Consider the following 23,413-nt stretch of genomic DNA (forward strand, 5'->3'; position numbering starts at 1 on the left):
AGCGGGTGCGCCGTCGACGAACCGGACGGTGGTGGCCTGTGTGGGGTCGGTGAGGTGCCTGCTCTCCACGACCTCGCCGGAGGCGCGTAGCTCCTGGTCCATGCGCATCATGGTGGTTTGCATGCCGGTGATCCACTCGGGGCTGCGGTCGGCGAGGGTGGCTCCCAGCCCGCCGAACATCATGATCATGTACTTCATTCGGGTTCCTTCCGCTGTGTGCTCTCTCGGTGGAGCGTCGGCGTCAGGTCGGAGCCGCGGTCGCCGTTCTCGACATCGTGCGCGTGGTTTCTTGCTGCGGCCCGGTTTCGGAAGAATCGCTCCGCGGTGTCGTCCATCGGGTACATGAGTTCGACGTGGATGTCGTCGAGGGTGGTCTCGGCGGGATGGTCGAACCGGGCGACCATCCCGATCGTGCGGATGGTCTCGTTGCCGACGTTAAACCAGGGACAGACCAGGATCTGCGGCGCAGGCGGGTCGGGCCGTGGGACGTCGGCGAGGGCGGTCTCGGCCGCGGCGAGGAGTTCGCGTAGGAGCGGGTCGAACGGATGGCGCCGCTGGTGCTGACGGAGCCGGTCGACGCCGCCCCAGGCGACCTCGGGCCAGTTGACGACCAGCGCGGCGGCGGCCTCGTCGGTGAGCGCATCGCGGACGAAGTTGCTGCCCACTATCGCCGGGCCGAACAACGCCGTGCAGGCGTCGTTGGCGGCCACGACGTTCCAGTGCCCGTCGAGGAGCAGTCCTGGGTAGGGCCCGTGCGCGGTGAGCATGCGATCGAGGGCGGCCCGGTACGGTGCGAGGTCGGCACCGTCGAGCGGGACGGTGGGGTACTCGGCGTGCAGCCCGGCGGCGTGCAGCAGGTCGTTGGCGTCAGCACGGCCCACATCGAGCGCATCGGCGAGGCGCAGCACCATCTGCCTGCTGGGCCGGGACCGGCCGGTCTCCAGGAAGGAAATGTGCCGCCCGGTCGAGCCGACCTGCCCGGCCAGGCCCAGCTGGCTCAGTCCGCGGTGCAGGCGCCACTGCCGCAGTCTCGTCCCGAACGGGCCGGCCGGCGAGGTCATGGCAGCGAGTGTGGCAGCCCGACCGGTGGGTGGCGATTCCCTCGGCGGGAATCGCCAGTTCGCCTGCTGCCGGCCCACGCTGGCGGCATGTCTGAGATCTCTGTCGACCTGCTCGTCGCCGCACCGGCGGACGCGGTGTGGAAGGTCATCGGCCCCGGCTTCGCCCGGATCGGGGAGTGGTCCACCGCCGTTGTCACCTCGACCGCCGTGCCGCGTGACGCCGCAGACACGCGGGTACCGGCGGCTGGCGCTTCGGCCGCCGGTCGCGTCTGCGACACCGGCCTTCGGCTCGTTCCACGAATCACCGAAACCCTTGTCGCTTATGACGACGCGGCTCGCACGCTCACCTACGAGGCGGGTGGCATGCCGTCGTTCGTGACGCTGGCCCGTAACACCTGGAGCGTGACGCCGATGGATGAGACCAGGTGCCGGGTCAGCCTGCGTGCCCGGTTCGATACCCGTGGGCCGCTCGGCCTGCTCGGAAGATGGGTCATCCTGGCGCAGGCTCGCCGTGCCGCCCGTCACCTGGCCGAGGATCTGCGCCATGTCGCGGAGACCGGCACGCCGTCACCACGCAAGCGGCGGCAACTGCGCGCCGGACGGCCCGCCGGTCCCTCGGCGACGTCGCCCCCGTGCTGGCGGGCGGAGGTGTAGGACTGTTGTTGTGGCTGTCGACGTGCTGACCGACGTGGTCATCGAGCGCCCCTGTGCGGAGGTCGCCGCCTACGCGGGAGAGCCTTCGCACGCGCCGCAGTGGTACGTGAACATCGAGTCGGTGGTGTGGCGCACGCCCGCGCCGGTGGCGGTGGGGTCGCGGATGGATTTCGTGGCGCGGTTCCTCGGTCGCCGGCTGGCGTACACGTACGAGGTGGCGGAACTCGTGCACGGTGAGCGGCTGGTGATGCGCACCGCCCAGGGGCCGTTCCCGATGGAGACGACCTACACGTGGCAGCCGCTCGACCCGCACCGCACGCGCATGACCTTGCGCAACCGCGGCGAGCCGGCGGGGTTCGCCCGGATGAGCGCGCCGATGATGGCGGCGGCGATGCGCCGTGCCAACCGCAAGGACCTGGCGAACCTGAAACGGATCCTGGAGGAACGGCCCTGATCCTCAGTAGGCGGGCGGAAGGTCGAAGACCGGGTACAGGGCCGGGTCGGGGAAGCCGGTGACGGTGGCGATCCGGTCGCCCTGGACGGTAAGGACCATGATCCCGTATCCGCGGCAGTCGCCGGTGTCGTCGGGCAGGTAGGCGGCCAGTGCCGGGTGACCGTTGGCGGCGATCGGGACGAGGCGGATGAGGTCCAGCCGCCCGTCGGCGGGAACGGTGGCGAAGAACTCGACGACCGCGTCGCGGCCGATGATCTCGATGGCCTGCGGTGGCATGGTGAGGGTGGCGTCGTCGCGCAGCAGCGCGGCGAGTGCGGGGATGTCGCGCGCGTGCCAGGCGCGCACGAACGCCGCCACGACCCGCCGCTGCTCCGCGTCGTCTGGCCGGGCGGATGTGCCGGCCGGGGAAAGGCCGCCGTGGGCCTGGGCGAGGGTGGCGCGGGCGCGCTGGAGCGCGCTGTTGACGGCGGCGACGGTGGTGCCGAGCAGTTCGGCGACCTGCTGGGCGCTCCAGCCGAGCACCTCGCGCAGGATCAGCACCGCGCGTTGGGTGCCGGGAAGCAGTTGCAGCGCGACGATGAAGGCCAGGGCGACGCTTTCGCGCCGGTCGGCGACGGCGGCCGGATCGGCGTCGTGGTCGGCGAGCCGATCGAGCAGGGCGTCCGGGTAGGGCTGCAACCAGGCGACGTCGACCGTGGTGGTGACCGGCTCGCGGGACCGCTTGTGGATCATTTTGAGGCAGGTCGTGGTCGTGATCCGGTACAGCCAGTGCAGCAGCGGTGCCCGGCCCTCGTACCCGCCGAACCCCCGCCAGGCGCGCAGCAGCGTCTCCTGCACCGCTTCCTCGGCGTCGAAGTAGGAGCCGAGCATCCGGTAGCTGTGCAGGTGCAACGCGCGCAGGTGCGGCGCGACCAGCGCCCGGAACGCCTCCGCGTCACCGCCACGCGCCGCTGCCACCAGCGGGTCGGTGCCCGCTTCCACACTCATCCGGACACCGTAACCGCCGGGTGTGACAGGACCGATGAGTCGCGCGCCGCGTCGGGATCAGTCAGTGGTGGCGGGGCCGGTTCGGCTCCGTTCCCTCGGATGTGAAGGGCTTGACATGGGTGCACCGTTTGTGTGGTTCGACCTGACCGCCGACGACGGCGGGAAGGTCGGTGACTTCTACCGGGACCTCTTCGGGTGGCAGGTGGGGCCGGGAGCCGGCGACTACACCGCCTGGCTGACCCACGGGCAGCAGCCGTGGGCCGGCGTCTCCGCCGGCGGCCCGGTGCCGGCCGGCCGGTGGGTGCCGTACGTCGTCGTCGAGGACCTCGACGCCGCGACGAAACAGGCCGTGGCACTCGGCGGCCGGGTGGTGCGCTCGCGGACGACCGGCCCGGCCGGCACCTCCGTCGTCGTCGCCGACCCGGGCGACGGGCACGTCGCACTGTTCGTTCCCGCCGCCTGAGCACCACCGCCGGGCCGCGGGCGATCGCGGCCCGGCCCTACGCCGAGGAGAGGATGCCCATGCGACAGACAGGCGAGGATCTTTTCTGGGAACTGGTCGAGCCCATGTACGCCGACCCGGCGGTACGGCGCTCCACGATGATGGGCATGGCGTGCGTGCGGCTCGGCGGCCGGTTCTTTGCCTCCCTCGAACGCAGCACCGGCGCGCTGCTGGTGAAGTTGCCCGCCGAACGGGTCGCCGCACTCGTGGCCGCCGGGCAGGGGGAGCCGTTCGCACCTGCCGGGCGGGTGTTCCGCGAGTGGGTGGCGCTGCCCCGGCCGGACCGGCCACGATGGCGCGCCCTGCTGGAGGAGGCGAGGAAGCACGCCGGCGGGCAGGAGCACACCGGCGGGTTCGCCGGATTCGGCCGCGACGGCCTGGAGTTCCTCGCCGGCCTCGAACACGACAACACGAAACGGTTCTTCGACGCCCACCACGACGTCTACCGGCGGGAACTGCTGGAACCGGCGAAGGCGTTCGTCGCGGCGATCGGCCCGGTCCTGCGCCGGCGCGTCTCGGCCGAGCTGCGGGCGGAGCCACGCGTCGGCGGCAGCCTGTTCCGTATCGCGAACGACCTGCGCTTCGCACGGGACCGCCCGCCGTACAAGGCCCACGTGGACTTCGCGTTCTGGGAAGGAACCGGCGGACCCCGCCGCGATCCTGCGCTGATCCTGCGGATCGCCCCGGCGGAAGTGCACCTCGGCGCCGGGGCGATCGGCCTCACCGGCGCCGCGCTGGAGTCGTACCGAACGGCCCTGCACGACACTGGACGAATCGTCGCGCTCGACCGGCAGGTCACCGCGCTACTGGCCGACGGAGCCGAACTCAGCGAACCGAACCGCCGGCGAACACCAGCCGGATTCGATCCGACCGCGCCCGCGGCACAGTACGCCGTACGAGACAGCTTCCACATCACGCGCCGACTTCCGCAACCGGCCGAGATCACCTCATGCACGTTCGTCGAATGGTGCGTAGAGCGCTTCGCACCGTTCGCCCCCGTACAGCAGTGGATGACCGAGGTAATGGCGACAACCGACCAGCGGCAAGCCGACTGAACGGTGACAAACGACCCGGGCCACCCGTCTGGAACGACTAGCTGCCCGGGGCGCACCGTGTGACGGAGGCCGTGCCGACACCCGCACGCGGGCAGGAGGGCCGGTCACGGTGCCCCGGCGGCTCGCCACCGGGCTTCCGAGTCGCCCGGCGCCATCAGTGTCAGAGTGCCCGACGTCGCAGAACCGGCGGTTAGTCCAGCGCGCAGGGGACGGATCCCGGTCCTACCAACTAGCGAAGCACGGGCTTGTTCGTGTCTGTCTGTCCGGTTTGGTCGACAGTTCCCGCGCGTGGCGTCTCCGCCGTGTGGGGGTGGAGTGCGATCGTGTCTGCACTCCACCCCCGGTCGCTTGGTTAGGGCGCCGTGGCGGCGAGGGTGCGGATTTCGTTGGCGTCGAGGGCGGCGTTGTAGAGGCGGACGTCGTCGATGGATCCGGTCCAGTGGCTGTGGGTGATGCCGTCGTATTTGTCGCGTCCGATGTTGACGGGCCCGGTGGAGGTGATGGTGTTGGGGACGGTGACGCTGTTGGCTTCTTCGCCGTTGATGTAGATCCATGCGGTGCGGCTGGGCGCGTCGTAGACGCCGGTGACGTGGGTCCAGACGCTAGCCGCGGCGGGGCGGGGTGCGTGGAGGTTGGTGTGTGGGGCGCCGTCGCGGTCTTCGTTGGCGAGGGTGAAGACGAATTCGTTGTTCGGTGCGGCGTAGCGGAGGAAGAATTTGCTGACGCGGTTGCCGTCCTGGCTGACCGCTCCGCGCCATTGGGTGCCGCCGGTGGCGTCGAGTTTGAGCCAGGCGGCGACGGTGAAGCTGCTGTTGCCGCGGATGACGGGGTCGGCGGTTACGCAGTATTGGGCGGTGGTGCCGTCGAAGTGCAGGGCGCCGTCGGGTCGTGCGACACGGTCCTTGTCGGGTGCCGGTGGGCCGTAGATGGTGAGGTTCGTGCCACGGATGATGTCGGTGCCTTGGTGGGCGGTGCCGAGCTTCCAGTGCGCGTCGGGTTGGCGGTTGGCGAGTTCGAGGATTTCGTAAGGCGTTTTGACGTGGTTGAACGTGCGGACGTCGTCGACGCCGCCAGCCCAGTGGCTGTAGCCGTCGTGTTCCTTGTTGCGCCCGATGTGGAGTTGTCCGTAGGCGTGGAAGCCGCCGGGGAATGTGGTGCTGCCGGCGAGGACGCCGTTGACGTACAGCCGCATCTCGCCGGTACGGTCCTCGTAGACCCCGGCGAGGTGGGTCCAGCGTTGCGTGGTGACCTGGACGTCGGATTGCAGGTCGATGTAGCCGCCGGTGGTGGTGTCGTTGGTGGCCATGGAGAATGCCCAGGCGTTGCCGCCGCTGGCGCGCAGGGTGAAGGCGCTGATGTGTTCTCCGTCCTGCGCGATGACGGGGCGCCAGGCGCCGTTCGTCGGAGCGTCGAGGTGGGCCCAGGCGGTGACGGTGAAGCTGCGGTCGGTGCGGACGACGGGGCCTGCGGTTGCTGCCCATTGGGTGCCGTTGAGGGACAGGGCCTGGTCGTCTTGTCCGCCGCGGTGTCCGGGGCGTCGGGACGGTCCGCCGGCGGTGGTTACCTGGTGCGTTCCGTGGTCGTCCTGGAACCGGCTGAGCGGACCGCCGGGGCCGGAGGCGCCGTCCGGATCGTCGAAGCGCCAGCGGGCCTGGGTCGGGCGTTTGTCCGTGACGGTGATCTCCTGGCTGCGGTGCTGATCGCCGAACGCTGTTCCGGTGGAGGTGAAGGTCCAGAGTTCCTTGTTCCCGACGGTGCAACAGTCGGTGAAGATGGTGAGGTCGTCTTTGCGGTCGCCGTTGAGGTCGGTGGTCCCGAACATCGCGGTGCGGCTGTCGAAGCTCGCGGACGGGCCTTCGGCCGGCCACCACTTCGCGTCGGTGAATCCGGTGCCGCTTGCCGAAAAGGTGATGATCCGGGATTGGCTGCTGTCCTCACTGATGAGGGCGATGATGTCGTCGCGGCCGTGTCCGTTGGTGGTGTCGCCGTCGACGTTGCCGGCGGTGAAGGTGCTGCGCTGGAAGTCGTACTGGCGGGCCGGGTCGGTTGCGCCGCCCGATGTGAATTGCAGTGCGGGGGTTGCGAAACCGGTGCCCGTGGACGTGTAGGTGTGGATGTCGATGCGGGTGTTGTTGATGCCGGCGACGGTGGCCAGGTCGGCGCGGCCGTCGGCGTCGAAGTCGCCGACGAGTGCGGTCATGCTGCCCCACGGCTGGTTCGCCCCGGCGGCGTACCAGACTTGGTTGGTTGTGTGTCCGGTCGCGGCGGTCCAGACGAATGCGGTCCAGGCGCCGTTGTCGGTGCGGGAGAGTGCCACGAGGTCGTCTCCACCAACACCGTCGATGTTCCCGGCGGTGACTTTGAGGTTGGCCAGCGTCCATCGATCGGCCGTGGGGCTGGTCCAGACGGGGTCGCCGAACACGTCGAGGCGGTGGCCGTGTGAGTGGGCGATGAACAGTCGGATGTGTCCGTCGGGGTCTTGGCGGAAGATGGCCTGGTCGGCGAGGCCGTCGTCGTTGAAGTCGCCGGTGACCGGTCGCATCGACACGAACGACGAGCCGTCACGGCCGGTGTCCCAGCCGACGTAGGAGGTGTGGAAGCCGTCGCCGGCCGAGGTCACGGTCCAGGCGCGCAGGCGGTCGTCGCCGTAGGCGAACATGGCGGTGGCGTCGCCCTTGCCGTCGCCGTTGACATCACCGGTGACGCCGGGCGGTCGGCGTCCGGTGTCGTTGGCCTGCATGCGGTAGGGGCCGGCGGCCGGGCTGAGGTTGCCGGAATAGTCGACCGCCCGCACGTACAACTCGGCCTCGGGCAGTCCGGTGCCCGGTTTCGGCCACAGCGTCATCGGGACCTGGGCCTGGCCCGCCGGGTCGGCGGGGATCCAACCGGTGAGTTGTTCAGCGTCGAAGCCGTACTGGAACCCGGCGATGTCGGTGTCGGTGGTGTGGCGCCGGAAGGTGACGGTGCCGAGTTCGCCGGTGTCGCGGATCGGTGTCCACTCGGGGAAGTCCGCCGATTCGATGGCGGGTTGGCCGGGTCCGACATCGTCGACGATGAAGTAGCAGCGGTCTGTCCAGGCGCCGGATGCGGTGCCGTCGTTGGTGCGTGCCCGGTAGGAGTAGACGACGTTCGGGCGCAGGACGCCGAGCGGTACCGGGGGCCAGACAGCGACCGCGGCCCGGGCGATCTTCGTGGTTTTCGCGGTGTCGCCATTGGCCGGGTACACGACGGTGTCGCTGGAACCGGCGAGGACCTGCAGTTCTCCGGTGACGAGGTTGGCGTCGTCGTCACGCAGGTGGGCGCTGAACCCGGGGGTCAGCATCGTCGCACCGAGTCGGGTGGGCGCCTGTGCGGGGCCGCAGGTGCTGGGTGGCACGGTGTTCAGCTCTGCCGGGGCGGTCGGTGGCGTGTTGTATTCGACGCTCAGCACGGCCGACCAGCCGTGGAACTTCTTCCACTGGTACTCGTCGCCTTCGTTGGGCGCGCGCAGGCCGAGGGACATGACGTTGCCGAACTCGCCGGCGGCGGCCCGTGACACCACGTTGGTGATCTTCCAGTGTTCGAACTGGAGCTTCATGTCGGGCTGGTTGCCGCCCGCGCAGCCGCCCGCCTGGTTGGCGTTGCCGAGGGCGTAGCCGATCGGGTCGCCGCCGTACCAGCCGTTTTCGGTGTTGTTCCAGGTGGTGGGCGTGTCCGCGTGGATGGTCACGGTGTGCCAGAGGTCGACCTCGGTCGGGTCGCAGGAAGCCGAGTGGTCGAGGTCGATGGAGAAGCGGGCGTTGAGGATGTTCTTTCCGTACCAGTTCCAGGTGTGGAACATCAGGAAGGTGCGCCACGGCGTGTAGTTCGGGGCGTCGTACCAGCCGGAGTAGCCGACCCGTGCGTTGTCTCGGTAGGAGTTCCAGTAGGACTTGTCACGGTTGGCTTTGTTGACGTGGGTCCAGTGGTAGTTGACCAGGGCGTGCGAGGACGGGTCGATGTAGACGGGGTATGCCGTGTCCGGCCCGCGCAGCAGAGCGAGATCGGGGCTGAACTCCAGGCTCGTGTCGGTCAACCGGATGGGCATGACGGCCTGCTGCCGGGGTGAGTAGTCGTCCTGCGGTACCTCAGGATGTCCCGGTGGGGGTTGTGGGCGGTCCCACATCGCTGCGGGGTCGCTGGCGAAGACCGAGGTTCCCTTCTTGTCAGCGACGACGAGGCCGCCGTCGGGTCGGGACCGGATCGTGCCGCCACGCACGTCGACGCTGAAGCGGAGGACATCCAGTGCCGGGTTGTCGGCAGCGGCGCGGTCCTTCACGACGAGGATCTTCGAGAAGCCGTCGCGCAGTGCGCGTAGTTGGAGGTCGACGCCGGGCAGCACCTCCGGGTACGTGGCCGTGTCGCCATCGAGGCGGGGCACGGGTAGCCGGGCCGGCCAGGACAGGCGGTACTGCACACCGTCCTTGGACTGGGTGACGGCAGGGCCGTCGCCGCCGGGCGAGAAACGCAGGTCGGGCAGTGTGGCAACCGGCCGTACACCGTCGGCGGTCGCCCGCAGCGTCGGGTCGATCGGCACCCAGCCGCCGTCACGGCGCACCCGGGTCGGGACCGCGTGTTGGTGGACCGTGGTGGTGCCGGACGGGTTCGCGTACACCTCAGCGTCCGCAGACCCACGGTGTGTCAGCTCTACGGGTCGGCCGGTCTGCTTCGCCGTCGTGAAGGCCCGTTCGGTGGCGACGTCGTCCGGGTTCTTGACCGGCGGCGCGTCGGCTCGCGACGGAGGCCGAGGTATGACAGTACCGCTCCGTGAGTTACCACTGTCAATATCGCCGGTGATGAGAAACGCAGTAAGAATGCCGACAATAAGTGTCGCGGTTGCGCGGACGCGCTTTTTGCTGACGGACACGGGCGTCATGCCACCCTTCGAGGTAGCGGAAGAGGGATACCTCACCTTGACGGCGAAAACCGTTTTCCGGTATGGCGTTTTCCCGGCTCAGAGCGCTCGACGTCCCTCCTTTCGCCGCGCGTCGCGGCGAATCTTAGGGATGCTGAGAGTATTGAACAAGTCCCCTTGCGTATTCGTTCGTGGCAATGAATGATTCGCCTGCGGCTGTCGTAGGCGGCCGTTTTGGCTTGCTGAGATCCGGGGGAAGTCCGTGCCGATCCCGTCGCTGCCACCGATCCCGTCACGCCGCTCGCGATACCCGCAGCGGTGCCGCGCAATGGCGGCAGTCGTGCTGTCCGCAGTGGTGACCGTCGTGCTGACCGGTGCGCCTCCGGCGCTGGCCGCGCCCGGTTACACGCCGCCGGAACAGGTCGAGCCGTCGGTCCCGGGCCGGGACCTGCCGGATTCTCCACCGTCGGTCGATCCGGACGCCGCCGTCGCGGTCACCGCGCCGGCCGCGGTCGCGTGGCCGGTTGCGCAGTCCGCTGATGTCGACCTGGCCGCCGCACCCCCGGCAGTCGCCGCGACCGAGGCCAGTCGGGCTGGTGCGGCGGGTAAGGTCCGCGCCGGAACCACGCCGGTGTGGCTGCGTGCGCTGACCACCGACCCTGCCCGCGGCGCGCGTGCCGAAACTGTTGCGCCTGTGGGCAGGATGCGGGTCGAGGTCCTCGACCGGGCCGCGTCCGAGCGCGGCCGGGTGGCGGGTCCGTTGATCCGGCTCGGCCGAACCGATGGACGGGCCGAAGCGGGTCGGGTCGCGGTCGAGGTCGATTACGGCGGGTTCAAGGAGGCGTACGGGGGTGCGTGGGCGGCTCGGCTGAAGGTCGCCGCGGTCCCCGAATGTGCTCTTACCGCTCCGGGCCGGCGTGACTGTGCCCCGATTCCGTTGGCGTCGACCAACGATCTCGCTGCCGGCAGGGTCGCGGCCGATGTCGCTGTTCCGGCGTCGGGTACTGCCTTGTTCGGGGTGGTCGCTGCGGCGCAGGGCAAGTCCGGCACGTTCGGTGCGACGTCGCTCGCGGCGTCGTCGACGTGGAGTGCCGGGGGCTCGAGTGGGGACTTCAACTGGTCGTATCCGCTGCGGGTGCCGCCTGCCGTCGCCGGGCCGGCGCCACAGCTGGGGTTGACCTACTCCTCCGGTTCGGTCGATGGGCGGACCGCGGCGACGAACAACCAGGCGTCGTGGCTCGGGCTCGGGTTCGAGTTCTGGCCGGGTCAGATCGAGCGTAAGTACAAGCCGTGCGCCGAGGACATGGACGGTGGTGGTAACAACGCCGGGCGTCCCACGGGTGACCAGTGCTGGGTCTCCGACAACGCGACCATGTCCCTCGGCGGACGCTCGTCCGAGTTGGTGAAGGTCGAGGACAACAACAACCTGTGGAGGCCGAAGAACGACGACGGCTCCCGCGTCGAACAGATCTTCGACCCCAGTCGCGACAACGGTGACAACGACGGCGAGTACTGGAAGGTCACCACCGCCGACGGCACGCAGTACCACTTCGGCTACCACAAGCTGCCCGCGTTCGCCGGTACGGAACGCACCTGGTCGACCTTCACAGTGCCGGTCTACGGCAATCATCCCGGCGAGAAGTGCCACGATGCGGCCGGCAACCGGTTCGCGGCCTCGGGTTGTCGGCAGGCGTACCGGTGGAACGTCGACTACGTCGTCGACGTGCACGGCAACACGATGACCTACTTCTACGAACAGGAACACAACCGCTACGCCCGCGACGGCGAACTCAACCATCCGGACTCGTGGTACGTCCGCGGCGGATACCTCAAGCGCATCGACTACGGCCAACGCGCCGGTGACACCGTCGCCACGGCGGCGCCGGCGCAGGTCCGGTTCGATGTCGAAGACCGTTGCCTGCCCGGCAACTGCACGAAGGCACAGCCCGAACGGTGGCCGGACGTCCCGTGGGACCAGAACTGCGACCCGGGGCAGGAGTGCACCAACGCGTTCTCTCCAACGTTCTTCACCCAGAAGCGCCTGTCCATGATCACTACCTCGGTGCTGAAGGCCGACGGCAGCGGCCACCGTGACGTGGACCGGTGGACGCTGCGGCATTCGTTCCTCGATCCGGATGACGGCACCGGCGCCGCGATGTGGCTGGAAGGCATCACCCATACCGGCGTGGCCAACAGCGTCGTCGGGACGAGTCTGCCGGAGGTGGCCTTCGACGGGGAGTTCCTCGCCAACCGGGTCGACAACGCGGCCAACCACATCTCGCCGCTGATGTGGCGTCGGCTCATCGCTGTCACCACCGAGACCGGCGCCAAGATCGCTGTCGATTACGCCGATCAGGAATGCTCCTCCGCCAACCGTCCTTCGGACAACGACGCTGATATCAACACCAAGCGGTGCATGCCGGTCAAGGGCGTCGACCCGGCGTTTGCGAACCGGGTCGACTGGTTCCACAAGTATGTCGTCGCGCAGGTCACTGAGACCGACGCGGCGACCGGGCTGCGACCGGTCGTGACCTCATACGAATATGTCGGGCCGGCGGCGTGGCACTTCGACGAGATCGACGGCATCGTGCCGGTGGAGAAGAAGACGTGGGCACAGTGGCGCGGCTACGGGCAGGTCTTCACCCGTGTCGGTGACGGCCAGGACGGCCCGGTCCGCCGCACCGACACCATCTACTTCCGCGGCATGGACGGCGACCGCCTCGACGACGGCACGGTCAAGGACATCAAGATCGTCGACCATCGCGGGCCTGGGTTCGCGCTAAAGGACCACGACCGCTACGCCGGTACCGTCCGGGAAACCACCGCCTACATCACCGACGGCGGCGCCGTACTGAGCCGGACGATCACCGATCCGTGGCTGTCGGCCCCCACCGCGACGCAGCGCAAGCCAGGGAACATCACCGCCGAAGCCCGCATGATCGACAGCACGGCTACGTACGGCTACCACACCGTATGGGGCGCAGCCGGGCCGACGGTCCGTACCACCGAGGTTCGCAAAACCATCGACGGGCAGGGCCGGGTCACCCAGATCCACGACAGGGGCGACACCGCCACACCCACCGATGATCTGTGTACCCGCACGGAGTACGCCTCCAACACCGCGGCGAACCTCCTCAACCTCGTCACCCGGGTACAGAAGTTCTCGGCGCCGTGTGACACACCGATGACCCTGCCCGATGATGTGCTGTCGGACGGGCGCACCTTCTACGACTACTCCGACACCTTCGGCGAGATCCGCGACAAAGGCATCGTCACCCGCGTGGACGACCTCAGCGGCTGGACGATCCGCACGCCCACCTACGCCACCACGCAGCGGATCCGCTACGACAACCTCGGACGGGTCGTCGAATCCACCGACCAGCGCGGCCTGCTGACCCGCACCACGTTCACTCCCGCCACCGGCCCGGTCACCCGGGTCACCACCAACGATCCACTCGGGATCGAAACCTACGTCGAAGCGGACCCGGCGTGGGGCGCACCCGTCCTGGAAGTCAACACCACCTACGGCACCCGCACCCGCGTCGCGTTGGACAACCTCGGACGGGTCGCGAAGGTTTGGGGGCCGACCCGCCCCGACAACTCCGATCCCGACGGCGAGTTCGGCTACCTCGTCCGGAACAACGGCCCGATCGTGGTCACCAGCCGCAACCGACAGACCAACGGCAACTACCTCACGAAATACGAACTCTACGACGGCCGGATGCGGCTACGGCAGACCCAGATCCCGGCCGCGAACGGTGGACGCGCCGTCGCCGACATGCACTACGACTCCCGCGACCTGCTCGTCAAACGCAGCGGCCCCTACTACAACGACGCACCACCCGGCTTCAGCCTGCTGCAGGTGACCAACGAGGCCGCGCTACCCAACCAGGTCCGCACCGAGTACGACGGCGCCGGCCGCGCCACCGCAGAGATCCTCATGGCCGGCAACGGCACCACCCTCACCGAGAAATGGCGCACCACCACCGTCCACGGCGGTGACCGGGTCCACGTCATCCCGCCGTACGGCGCCACCGCGACCGAAACCATCTACGACGCCCGCGGCCGGATCCAGGAACTGCGCCAACTCCACACCACCAGCGCGGCCGGCACCTACGACCTGACCCGCTACGAGTACACCAAGGACGGCAAACCGGCCAAGGTCACCGACCCGGTCGGCAACGTCTGGGAAACCAAGTACGACCTCCTCGGCCGGGTCCGCCAGACCGTCGACCCCGACCGCGGCACCACCACCATCACCTACAACGCCTACGACCAACCCGAAACGACCACCGACTCACGCGGCAAAACCCTCCAGACGACCTACGACAATTACGGCCGCCCCACGGAGACCCGTGACATCACCGGCGGCGGATCGGTCAAGCGCACCAGCACCGTCTACGACACCATCAAGCTCGGCCTGCCCACCTCATCGACCCGCTGGGTCGGCGACGACGCCTACACCACCCGCGTCGCCGAATACGACCAGCACCTACGCCCCAAGCGCACCCAGTACGTGCTGCCCATGTCCGAAGGCGCGCTCGGCGGCACCTGGGAGTTCTCCTCGACGTTCAACGACGACGGAAGCCCGGCCAGCACCACGATGCCCGCCGCCGGCGGCCTGCCCGCCGAAACCTTGAGCTTCGGCTACAACGAGTTCAGCCTCCCCACGACCACGACCGGTCTCGCGCCGTACGTCACCGGCACCACCTACACCGCCTACGCCGAACCGTCCGCGCTCCAACTCAGCGACGGCACCACATGGGTCCAGCACCGCTACTACTACGACCAGGCCACCCGCCGCCCCACCAACACACTGACCCGCACCCAGACCAGCAACACCCCGATCGTCAACGCCTCCTACACCTACGACCCGGCAGGCAACCTCACCAAGGTCTCCGACAGCCCCACCGGCCAACCCACCGACACCCAATGCTTCTGGTACGACAACCTGCGCCGCCTCACCACCGCCTGGACCCCGGCCAGCAACGACTGCGCCACGGCACCCACCCGCGAAACGCTCGGCGGCCCGGCACCGTACTGGCACGCCTTCGACTACGACAAGGTCGGCAACCGCACCGCCGAGAAACGACACGTCCCCGAAAACACCACCGCCACCTACACCTACCCCGCCGCCGGCAAGCCGCAGCCGCACACCCTCACCTCGAAGACCACCACCGGCCCGACCGGCACCAAATCGTTGACCTTCGGTTACGACCCCACGGGGAACACGACCCGCCGCGACGTCGCCGGGGCCGTCCAGGACCTCGAATGGGACGTCGAGGGGAAACTCGTCAAGGCCACCCAGGGCGCCGCGGAGACCTCGTACCTGTACGACGCCGACGGCGAGCGGCTGATCCGCCGTGACTCGACCGGCAGCACCCTCTACCTCGGCGGTATGGAACTGCACCGCAGCGCCAGCGGGGCACTCAGCGCCACCCGCTACTACAGCCACGGCGGGCAGACAATCGGCGTGCGGACCAATGACAACCGGCTCACCTGGCTCGGTGGCGACCACCACGGCACCCACACCATCGCCATCGATGCCCAAACCCAAAACTACGAACGTCGCCGCTCCACCCCGTTCGGCGCCGACCGCGGCACCGCCCCCACCTGGTGGGCCGGCGACAAAGGCTTCGTCGGCGGCACCCGGGACACCTCCACCGGCTACACCCACCTCGGCGCCCGCGAATACGACGACGACACCGGCCGATTCCTCTCCATCGACCCGATCATCGACCCCGCCGACCCGCAACAGATGCACGGCTACGCCTACGCCAACAACAACCCCACCACCTTCTCCGACCCCGACGGGCTCCTCATCGCCTGCGGCCCCGACGGCATCTACTGCGGCCCCAACGCCGAACCCAAACCCGACCTCTCCAACAAAGAACCACCCCCGGTCACCCTCCCACCCAACGAGCAGGCCGCGATCGACGAAGCCAAAGCCGTCAAACAAAAAAGCATGATCGACATCATCAAGGAACAAGGACTGGCGTTCCTGCTCGACTTCCTCGGCATCACCGACATCGTCAACTGCTTCACCAAGGGCGACCTCGGCGCCTGCGTCAGTACGCTCATCGGCTTCATTCCCTGGGGCAAGGTCCTCAAAGCCGGTAAAGCGATCATCAAAGGCATCGACAAGGCCTTCACCGCCTACACCGCGTGGCAAAAGGCCGTCAAACTCGCCGACGACGTCCTCAAACGCGCGGACGAATGGATCGCCGCCGCACGCAAGAAAGCCGACGAAGTGGCGGACGCGGCCGCCAAGGCCGAAAAGAAGGGAGGCGGCTGCACGAATCCCGACAACAGTTTTGTCCCCGGCACCGAGGTCGCCCTCGGCGGTGGTGGCACGAAGCCCATCGAAGAGCTGCGGGCCGGGGACGAAGTTCTCGCCGCCGATCCCGAAACGGGAACAGTAGCAGCCAGGCCGATCACGGTCGCGATCGAGGGGAGCGGTCCTAAGGCACTCGTCGATATTCGAGTGAGTACGTCGAATACGAACGGTGAGAACGTTATCACGGCCACCGACGCCCATCCGTTCTGGGTGACGAACAGGTCGTCCTGGCGTGACGCCGGCGATCTGGAGCCCGGGGACGAGCTGCTCGCGCCGGACGGTGCACGGGTCACGGTCATCGCGGTCGTCGCCTACGGTGCGCGGGCGTCGGTCCACAACCTGACCGTCCAGGACCTGCACACGTACTTCGTGCTCGCCGGTGGAAAGCCGGTCCTTGTCCATAACTGTCCCGCCGATCTTCCCGAGGGATTCTTTCCCGCACCGTCGCGCTATGACGAGCCGCTCGGACCCGTCGAAAACATCACCAGCGACTACCGGAGGAGTGATTACGGCGGGAGGCGTGCGACGAGAAATCCCGCGGGGAATGCGATTGTGGCGGCCGCCGCCGGCACGCCGTGCCCGGAGTGCGGCGCCATCATGATTCCGCGCACCCGTACCAGTCCTCAGCCCGAGCACTTTCCGGCCCTGGTCGTTTTCCACTTCGAGCACGGGGGCCACAGGTTGACGCCGGCGGAGCGCGCGGCCTACGGTACCAGTGGCGCCTCTCTGAACGGCGCGAACTGCGCGCAATGCCAGAGGCAGCAGGGAAATAGGTTGATGAGATATGTGCAGAAGATGCGGAAGAAGTTCGGGCTGTAATGCAAATTGACGCGAAATCAGTTCACTCGGGCGTAGCGGCGCACATCAGAGGTGTGTGGCCGGGCCGTACCGTGGTCCGTACCCGAATGAACAGCATCGACTACCAGGAGGACGCTCCACAGATCGCGAATGAACCGATCGAGGTGCTCGAGATAGCGCCCGAGAAACCGGACGGAGCATGGGTCTACGCTTCCTGGGGGGCATGGCAGACTCCGACCCAAGGGCAGCCGCTATCCGAATTTCTCCTGGTCTCCCTGGATTCTTCGATGCGCCACGTGGAAACTGTCTACGACGTGATCACTCTGCACGCCGACGGCGGTGGGCCAATCAGACTTTACGAGACGCTCAACCTTGGCCGGCCGTGGCAGCCCGGAAGTGCTTGCGAACACCTTCTCGTCGCCCCGCCGTACATCATCGACGAAGGGCTGGGGGAATTCGAGATATCCGGCGTTGCTATTTCGTTGTCCTGGCTGATCCCCATAACTGCGAGCGAGGTCGAGTTCGCGTACCATCACGGTGGTTTTCAACTCGGCGAGGAGATCGCCCAGGCCGAGGTCAACGTGTTCGAGGCCGGCCGACCTGCGGTCAGGTGAATGATCCGGAGGCGGGCCGCTCTTGCCAGGGTGCCGTCGGGTGGCGTTATGGTGACTTCGGGTCGCGAGGCGCTGCAACGAATTCCACATCCGCCACGCTCGGCCCAGTCACGGTGGTGGCGTTGTACGACATGCTTTCGGTACAGCGAGCGTTTTCCAACTGGATCTACACAGCTCGAGGCGGGTCCTGGGGTGGGTTGCGGGCTGAGGCGAGACTCCCGGTAAGACAAGCAATCGACCAAGAAAGATGCCCTTCCCGGGAGCCTCGTTGCTGTCTTATCCTGCCGCGATCCCGCTGTCCACCCGATCGCTGAACCACCTCGCCGACCTGATCCGCACCCACCGCCACAGCGCCGATCGCACTGGCGTCGCCTCGGTCCCGGCCGCCAAGCGCTGCTCGCTCTGGCCCACCTGCGCAACGGCGACACGTTCATCCGCCTGGCGGCCGGCTTCGAGATCGGCGTGGCCACCGCCTGGCGCTATGTCCGCGAGGCGATCACCCTGCTCGCCGCAACCGCCAACGACCTGCAAACAGCCATGACGAAGATCCGCCTGCTGGCCTACGCCATTCTCGACGGCACCCTGATCCCGATCGACCGCATCGCCGACCAGAAGCCGTACTACTCCGGGAAACACAAGCGCCACGGTGTCAACGTGCAGGTCATCGCCGACCCGGCCGGGCGTCTGGTCTGGGCGTCCGCGGCCCTGCCCGGCACGGTCCACGACCTGAGCGCCGCCCGCACCCACGACATCGTCAACGCGCTGGCCGGCGCAGACGTACTGACGTTCGCCGACCGCGGCTACCAAGGCGCTGGTGGCAGCGTCCGCACGCCGTTCAAGCGGCACCGCCGGCGACGGCGGCTGTCCCGGCAAGAGAAGGCAGTTAACCGCTCCCATGCCCGCATCCGCGCGCTCGGCGAACGCGCCATCGCGACCCTCAAGACCTGGCGACTGCTGAACAAACTGCGCTGCTGCCCACGCCGCGCCACCGCGATCGTGCAGGCCATCCTTGCCCTGCACCACATCGAGAACCCGTCCACAGCAGTTGAAAAACGCTCAGCACCTTGAAGCTTGTTTGGTCATTCAGTAATGACTCGCGCGCTGTCCCGGCCGCAGTCAGACGACCGCCAACTAGCGAAGCATGGGCTTGGCCAGGGATGTCGGTCCGCCGTCTGTCCGGTGCACGATGTGGTGTGCCTGCGTCCATGCCGGTCGGCGATCGCAGCCGGGGAAGGCGCAGCCGCGATCCCGTAGCTCGACGGCGCGGCGTAGCTCGCCGACGACAAGTCGTTTCGTACGGCCGACGTCGAGTGGGATGCCGTTGCATGCCTAGCACGGCGGGGAGGATGTGGGCGTCGCAGGCCAGCCGCCGCACGGTTTCGGGGTGCAGGTGTGCTCCGTTGTCGAGGGTGCCCATCCCGAGCCGCTGTGTGAGCACGTCGTAGGCGACGGTGACCACGATTGTCGGCCGCTGCGCCCTACCGCCGGTGCCGCCGATGCCTCCCGTGCTGCCCGTGCCGGCGGTGTTGGCTGTGTCGGGGATTTCGACGAGGGCGTTGGCCGGCGGTGCGGGGGTCGGGTCGATCAGGCTCAACACCACGTCGCCGAGGTAGTTGAGGTCTTTGGGTCCGAGGCTGCCGGCCCCTTGCCGCAGGATCTGCTCCGCCGGCACTTTGGTGGACAGGTCGTCACCCGTGGGGGTGATCTCGGTTTTGGTGAGGGTGTCCAGGATGTCGGCGATCGTGGCGGCCTGTTCCGGGTTGAGCTGCCCGGCCGAGGTCGCGGCGTCCATACGTTTGTGGGTGTCCGGGGCGCTGCCGAGGCGCACGATCCGGGCCGCGGTCGCGGGGCCGAGGAGGTCTGCGCGGCCAGCCACTCAGTCCCCCGACGGTGCCGGCCCGGCCGGGCATGCCGCGGCCGCGGGCCTCGTGCGTGAGGCGGGCGAGCAGGATCGTCGAGAGGGACCGCAGCCGGGCAGCGAGGCGGACTCCGGTGGCAATGTCCTGTGTGGACAGATACAGCGTGCTGGTGTGAAGGCGCCGGGCCAGTACGGCTTCGGCTTCCTTCAGCGCTGTCCGCATGCCCCCATTCTCGTACACCTGTCGGACGAATCAGCGTTATCCACAGCCCCAATTTCCGACTGTCCACAGGTCCGAAAAACCGGCGGAAGGGACGGGAACGGCCGGGCTACGATCGCGCGATGAGCAGACAGCCGGTGGTGACACCGCGCGGGGACGACTTCCCCCGGTGGTACCAGGACGTGATCGCCAAGGCCGAGCTGGCCGAAAACGGGCCGGTGCGCGGCTCCATGGTGATCCGACCGGCCGGCTACGCCCTGTGGGAGCGCATGCAGGGCGAGGTCGACGCGCGCATCAAGGCCGCCGGCGCGCAAAACGCCTACTTCCCGCTGCTCATCCCCGAGTCCTACCTGCGCCGCGAGGCAGAGCATGTCGAGGGCTTCAGCCCGGAGCTGGCCGTCGTGACGATCGGGGGCGGCAAGCAGTTGGAGGAGCCGCTCGTCGTTCGGCCCACCAGCGAGACGGTCATCGGCGAGTACATGGCCAAGTGGGTGCAGAGCTATCGGGACCTGCCGCTGCTGCTCAACCAGTGGGCCAACGTGCTGCGTTGGGAGCTGCGGCCGCGGCTGTTCCTGCGCACGACCGAGTTCCTGTGGCAGGAGGGGCACACCGCGCACGCCACCGAGGAGGACGCCCGCGCCTACGCGCGACGGATCCTGCACGAGGTGTACGAGGACTTCATGGTGGGCGTGCTCGGCATTCCGGTCACCGCTGGCCGCAAGACCGCGCGCGAGCGGTTCGCCGGCGCCACGAGCACGTACACGCTCGAGGCGATGATGGGCGACGGCAAGGCTCTGCAGATGGGCACGTCCCATGAGCTGGGGCAGAATTTCGCGAAGGCGTTCGGCATCGAGTACTCGTCGGTGCGCGGGACGCGTGAGCACGCGTGGACCACGTCGTGGGGTTCGACCACGCGGATGATCGGCGGCATGGTGATGGTGCACGGCGACGACGGCGGGTTGCGCGTTCCGCCGCTGCTGGCGCCGACGCAGGTGCTGGTGTGCGTGGTCAAGGACGGCGACGGGGTGCACGACGCGGCGCGTCGCCTCGTCGAGGAAATCGAGCGGGCCGGCGTGCGGGTCGCGCTCGACACCCGCACGGACACGCCCTTCGGTCGGCGTGCGGTGGACGCCGAGCTCAAAGGGTTCCCCCTGAGGATCGAGATCGGACCGCGCGACCTCGGCGAGGGACGGGTCGTGCTGGTGCGGCGACTGGACGGGTCCAAGACGCCGACCCCGATCGACGCGGTCACCGACCGGGTCACCGAGATGCTGTCGGCGGACCAGCGGGGGCTGTACGAGGCGGCACGCGAGCACCGCGACGCCCGCACGGTCGAGGTGAAGACGCTCGACGAGGCGGTCGAGGTGGCGGCGACCGGCTGGGCCCGGGTGCCCTGGGCGGCCGTGGGCACGGCGGGGGAGACCCGGCTCAACGCGCAGGGCCTGACCGTGCGCTGCCTGGTCCGGGCCGACGGCGGGGTACCGGACAGCGAGGACGAGCCGGACCTGGTGGCGCTCGTTGCCAGAGCCTATTGAGCGGCCGGCGGCCGGATCCGCTCCGCGCCTCAGTCGACGCGGTAGCCCTCGAACAGCGGGCCGCCGGCGCCCTCCAGGATCTTCGTCGTGACCGGCGTGGGATCTTCCCGGGCGGCCAGCCACTCGGCGGCCAGGGCGGGGTCGTGGACGCGGAGTTCGCGGAGGAGCCATTTGCCCTTGCCGGCCCAGCGGTCGGCGAACGCCAGCGCGGCCTGGGCCGTCTCGCTCCACAGGGTCGTGGCGATGACGGCGCGTTCGCCTGCGTCGGTGGCGTGGGTCAGGTCGTCGAGCAGGTCGGTGAGGGCGTAGCGGAGGCGGTCGCGTTCGGCGTCGGTCAGCGGCGGCGGTCCCTCGGCGAGCACCCGCGCGCATCGCGCCGGTAGGTCGCCGGGGTCGCCGTGCAGCGTCGTGCCGGTCGCGAGCATCCGATGCGTGGAGGGCTTACGGGCGGCCAGTTCGCGGGCGAGGATGTCGGTGAGCCGCTCCGGCGTGTGCACGAACAGCTCCACCGGCCAGCCACGGAAGCGCAGGCTCTCCCGGTAGCCGGGCCCGTCCTCGTGCAGCACCACGATGTCCAGGTCCGAACCGGCCGTGCGGTGCGGCCCGAGGACGCTCCCGGTGAGCATCGCCCAGTTTGCGCTCGGGAAGCGCGCGGCGACGAGTTCCCGGGCGGCGGTCAGCGGATCCTTGCCGAAATCCATGGCGCCATGATCCCGCGTGCCTCCATCATCGAGGAATGATTTTGCTCGTCGACGACCTGAGGTCCTTTGTGGACGGTCGGCGCGCGGAGGTGGCGCGGACCAGCGCGGCGGGCGTCGCGCTGCTCGAACGCCATCGGGCCGCCCGCGTCGAGGAACTCTGGCTCGACCACGACCTCGGCGGCGACGACACCATCTGGCCGGTCGTCGAGGTGCTCGAACGGGCCGCTTTCGAGGGCCGGCCGTTCGACGTGGGCGTCATCGTCATCCACTCCGCCAACCCGGCCGGGGCGGCGAAGATGGCGCAGGCCCTGCGGCACTGGGGCTATCGGGTGAGGGCCGCGTCCGGTTCGGTCGAGGTCGGCTTCCTCGACTGAGCGGGCGCCTGCCGCCCGGGCAGCAGGAGCGACAGCACCACGGCGATCGCGGTGAAGCCGACCGCCCACCAGAAGGCCCGTTCGAACGAGTGGGTCGCGGCGAGGATGACCGCGAGCACGGCCGTGCCGAAGGAACCGCCGACCTGCTGGGCGATCCGGGTCAGCACGCTCGCGTGCGGCACCTCGGCCCGCGCCAGCCCGATGAACGCCACCGCCATCACCGGCACGGTCACCACGCTCAGCCCGAGGCCGCGTACCAGCAGGGCCGCCAGCAGCCAACCGTCGGCGGTGTGCGGGCCGGCCAGCGCGAACGGCACCGTCGCCAGCCCCACCAGCACGAACCCGGCCGCCACCAGGACCCGCGCGCCGAGCGAGTCCATCAGCCGGCCGGTCAGTCCACGGCTCAGCAGCGACCCGACGCCCTGCGGCACGAGCAACAGCCCGGCGGCCAGCACACTCGCACCGCGCGCCTGCTGGAAGAAGAGCGGCAGCAACAGCATCGCCCCGTACAGCGACGCGCCGGACAGGAACAGCATCGCCGCCGACGAGGCGACCGGCCGGTGCCGCAGCAGTCGCACGTCGACCAGCGCCCCGCTGCCGCCCCGGGCCGCCCGCCACACGAAGCCGGCGGTGAGCACGACCCCGCCGATCACCGGCACGAGCACGTCCGCCCGCCCGAACCCGCCGGCGTCCCCCACGTTGGACAGCCCGTAGAGCAGGCCGACGATGCCGGGTGCGATGAGCGCGAGGCCGGGGAGGTCGAGGCGCACGCCGCCGGTCGGCGGGTCGTCGGGCAGCAGCCGCAGCGCGAGCACCACCCCGACCGCGCAGAACGGCACGTTCACCCAGAACAGCCACCGCCAGTCGAGCCAGTGCAGGATGACGCCACCGAGCACCGGTCCGAGGATCGGTCCGAGCACGGCGGGAAGGCTGACGATCGCCATCGTCCGGCCGAGGTCGCGCCCGCGCGCCGCCTGCATGACCAGGGTCGCCATCAGCGGCAGCATGAGCCCGCCGCCGACGCCCTGCACCACCCGGAACGCGATGAGGCTCGCGGCGTTCCAGGCGAGGCTGCACAGGATCGATCCGGCCGTGAAGACGCACAGCGCGATGAGCCAGAGCCGTCTGCCGCCGGTGCGGGCCTGGGCCCAGGCCACCAGGGGGATGACGACGCCGAGCGAGAGCAGGTAGCCGGTGCTGACCCACTGGACGGTGGAGACCGACGAGTGCAGTTCGTCCACCAGGGTCGGCAGCGCGATGCTGGTGATCGTGGTGTCGAAGATGACCGCCAGCGCGCCGGCGATCAGCGCACCCGCCGTCCGGAGAACGTCGCGGTCGACCATGCCGCCCCCTCAACAGACAATTAAGATACAGGACTGCATCTTATGGG

The 23,413-nt window shown here is 68.9% G+C and carries 14 protein-coding genes and 1 pseudogene; 9 read left to right on the forward strand and 6 right to left on the reverse strand.

Annotated elements, in window-relative coordinates; translation table 11 throughout:
• Both Val02_RS04255 and Val02_RS04260 read right to left on the reverse strand, forming a co-directional pair.
• Positions 1-198: YciI family protein (locus Val02_RS04255; protein WP_373317856.1), on the reverse strand; the 198-nt coding region annotated here is incomplete at its 3' end.
• Positions 195-1,061, reverse strand: coding sequence for a helix-turn-helix domain-containing protein (locus Val02_RS04260; RefSeq protein WP_203897560.1), 867 nt, complete (start codon positions 1,059-1,061; stop codon positions 195-197). The genes Val02_RS04260 and Val02_RS04255, both read right to left, overlap by 4 nt.
• A gap of 87 nt (positions 1,062-1,148) precedes the next feature.
• Between Val02_RS04260 and Val02_RS04265 the strand changes: the two genes are divergently transcribed.
• Positions 1,149-1,715, forward strand: coding sequence for an SRPBCC family protein (locus tag Val02_RS04265; protein WP_203897561.1), 567 nt, complete (start codon positions 1,149-1,151; stop codon positions 1,713-1,715).
• A 10-nt stretch (positions 1,716-1,725) separates the two neighbouring features.
• The gene (locus tag Val02_RS04270) at positions 1,726-2,169 is read left to right on the forward strand and encodes an SRPBCC family protein (RefSeq protein ID WP_203897562.1); all 444 of its coding nucleotides are present in this window, start codon (positions 1,726-1,728) and stop codon (positions 2,167-2,169) included.
• Positions 2,170-2,172: 3 nt separating this feature from the next.
• Here Val02_RS04270 and Val02_RS04275 read toward each other — a convergent pair whose 3' ends face one another.
• Positions 2,173-3,156 (reverse strand): RNA polymerase subunit sigma-70, encoded by a 984-nt coding sequence (locus tag Val02_RS04275; RefSeq protein ID WP_203897563.1) that lies wholly within the window; start codon positions 3,154-3,156, stop codon positions 2,173-2,175.
• 115 nt (positions 3,157-3,271) lie between these two features.
• Here Val02_RS04275 and Val02_RS04280 point away from each other — a divergent pair, with 115 nt between their 5' ends.
• Positions 3,272-3,619 carry a VOC family protein gene (locus Val02_RS04280; RefSeq protein WP_203897564.1) on the forward strand — a complete coding sequence of 116 codons (348 nt, stop codon included), beginning with the start codon at positions 3,272-3,274 and terminating at the stop codon, positions 3,617-3,619.
• A 59-nt stretch (positions 3,620-3,678) separates the two neighbouring features.
• Positions 3,679-4,713 (forward strand): DUF2461 family protein, encoded by a 1,035-nt coding sequence (locus tag Val02_RS04285; RefSeq protein WP_203897565.1) that lies wholly within the window; start codon positions 3,679-3,681, stop codon positions 4,711-4,713.
• Positions 4,714-5,065: 352 nt separating this feature from the next.
• Here the strand turns inward: Val02_RS04285 and Val02_RS04290 are convergent, their stop codons facing one another.
• Entirely contained in the window at positions 5,066-9,346 is a 4,281-nt protein-coding gene (locus tag Val02_RS04290; RefSeq protein ID WP_203897566.1) for a LamG-like jellyroll fold domain-containing protein, read from the reverse strand.
• A 2,302-nt stretch (positions 9,347-11,648) separates the two neighbouring features.
• Here Val02_RS04290 and Val02_RS04295 point away from each other — a divergent pair.
• The 4 genes and pseudogenes from Val02_RS04295 to proS all read left to right on the forward strand — a co-directional run bounded on the left by Val02_RS04295 (position 11,649) and on the right by proS (position 20,948).
• Positions 11,649-16,742, forward strand: coding sequence for a polymorphic toxin-type HINT domain-containing protein (locus Val02_RS04295; protein ID WP_239152359.1), 5,094 nt, complete (start codon positions 11,649-11,651; stop codon positions 16,740-16,742).
• Between the two features lie 86 nt (positions 16,743-16,828).
• Positions 16,829-17,335 (forward strand): suppressor of fused domain protein, encoded by a 507-nt coding sequence (locus Val02_RS04300; protein WP_203897568.1) that lies wholly within the window; start codon positions 16,829-16,831, stop codon positions 17,333-17,335.
• A gap of 268 nt (positions 17,336-17,603) precedes the next feature.
• Positions 17,604-18,403: pseudogene (locus Val02_RS04305) on the forward strand (transposase family protein).
• A 1,132-nt stretch (positions 18,404-19,535) separates the two neighbouring features.
• A complete protein-coding gene (gene proS / locus Val02_RS04315) occupies positions 19,536-20,948 on the forward strand; it encodes a proline--tRNA ligase (RefSeq protein WP_203897569.1) in 1,413 nt (470 codons plus the stop codon).
• 29 nt (positions 20,949-20,977) lie between these two features.
• Here proS and Val02_RS04320 read toward each other — a convergent pair whose 3' ends face one another.
• The gene (locus Val02_RS04320; RefSeq protein ID WP_203897570.1) at positions 20,978-21,649 is read right to left on the reverse strand and encodes a nucleotidyltransferase family protein; all 672 of its coding nucleotides are present in this window, start codon (positions 21,647-21,649) and stop codon (positions 20,978-20,980) included.
• A 35-nt stretch (positions 21,650-21,684) separates the two neighbouring features.
• Here Val02_RS04320 and Val02_RS04325 point away from each other — a divergent pair, with 35 nt between their 5' ends.
• Positions 21,685-22,023 (forward strand): cyclic-phosphate processing receiver domain-containing protein, encoded by a 339-nt coding sequence (locus Val02_RS04325; protein WP_203897571.1) that lies wholly within the window; start codon positions 21,685-21,687, stop codon positions 22,021-22,023.
• Here Val02_RS04325 and Val02_RS04330 read toward each other — a convergent pair.
• Positions 21,972-23,366 (reverse strand): MDR family MFS transporter, encoded by a 1,395-nt coding sequence (locus tag Val02_RS04330; RefSeq protein ID WP_203897572.1) that lies wholly within the window; start codon positions 23,364-23,366, stop codon positions 21,972-21,974. The genes Val02_RS04325 and Val02_RS04330 overlap by 52 nt on opposite strands.
• Positions 23,367-23,413: the final 47 nt, after the last annotated feature.

Origin of the sequence: Virgisporangium aliadipatigenens (assembly GCF_016863615.1) — a bacterium.
Lineage (GTDB): Bacteria > Actinomycetota > Actinomycetes > Mycobacteriales > Micromonosporaceae > Virgisporangium > Virgisporangium aliadipatigenens.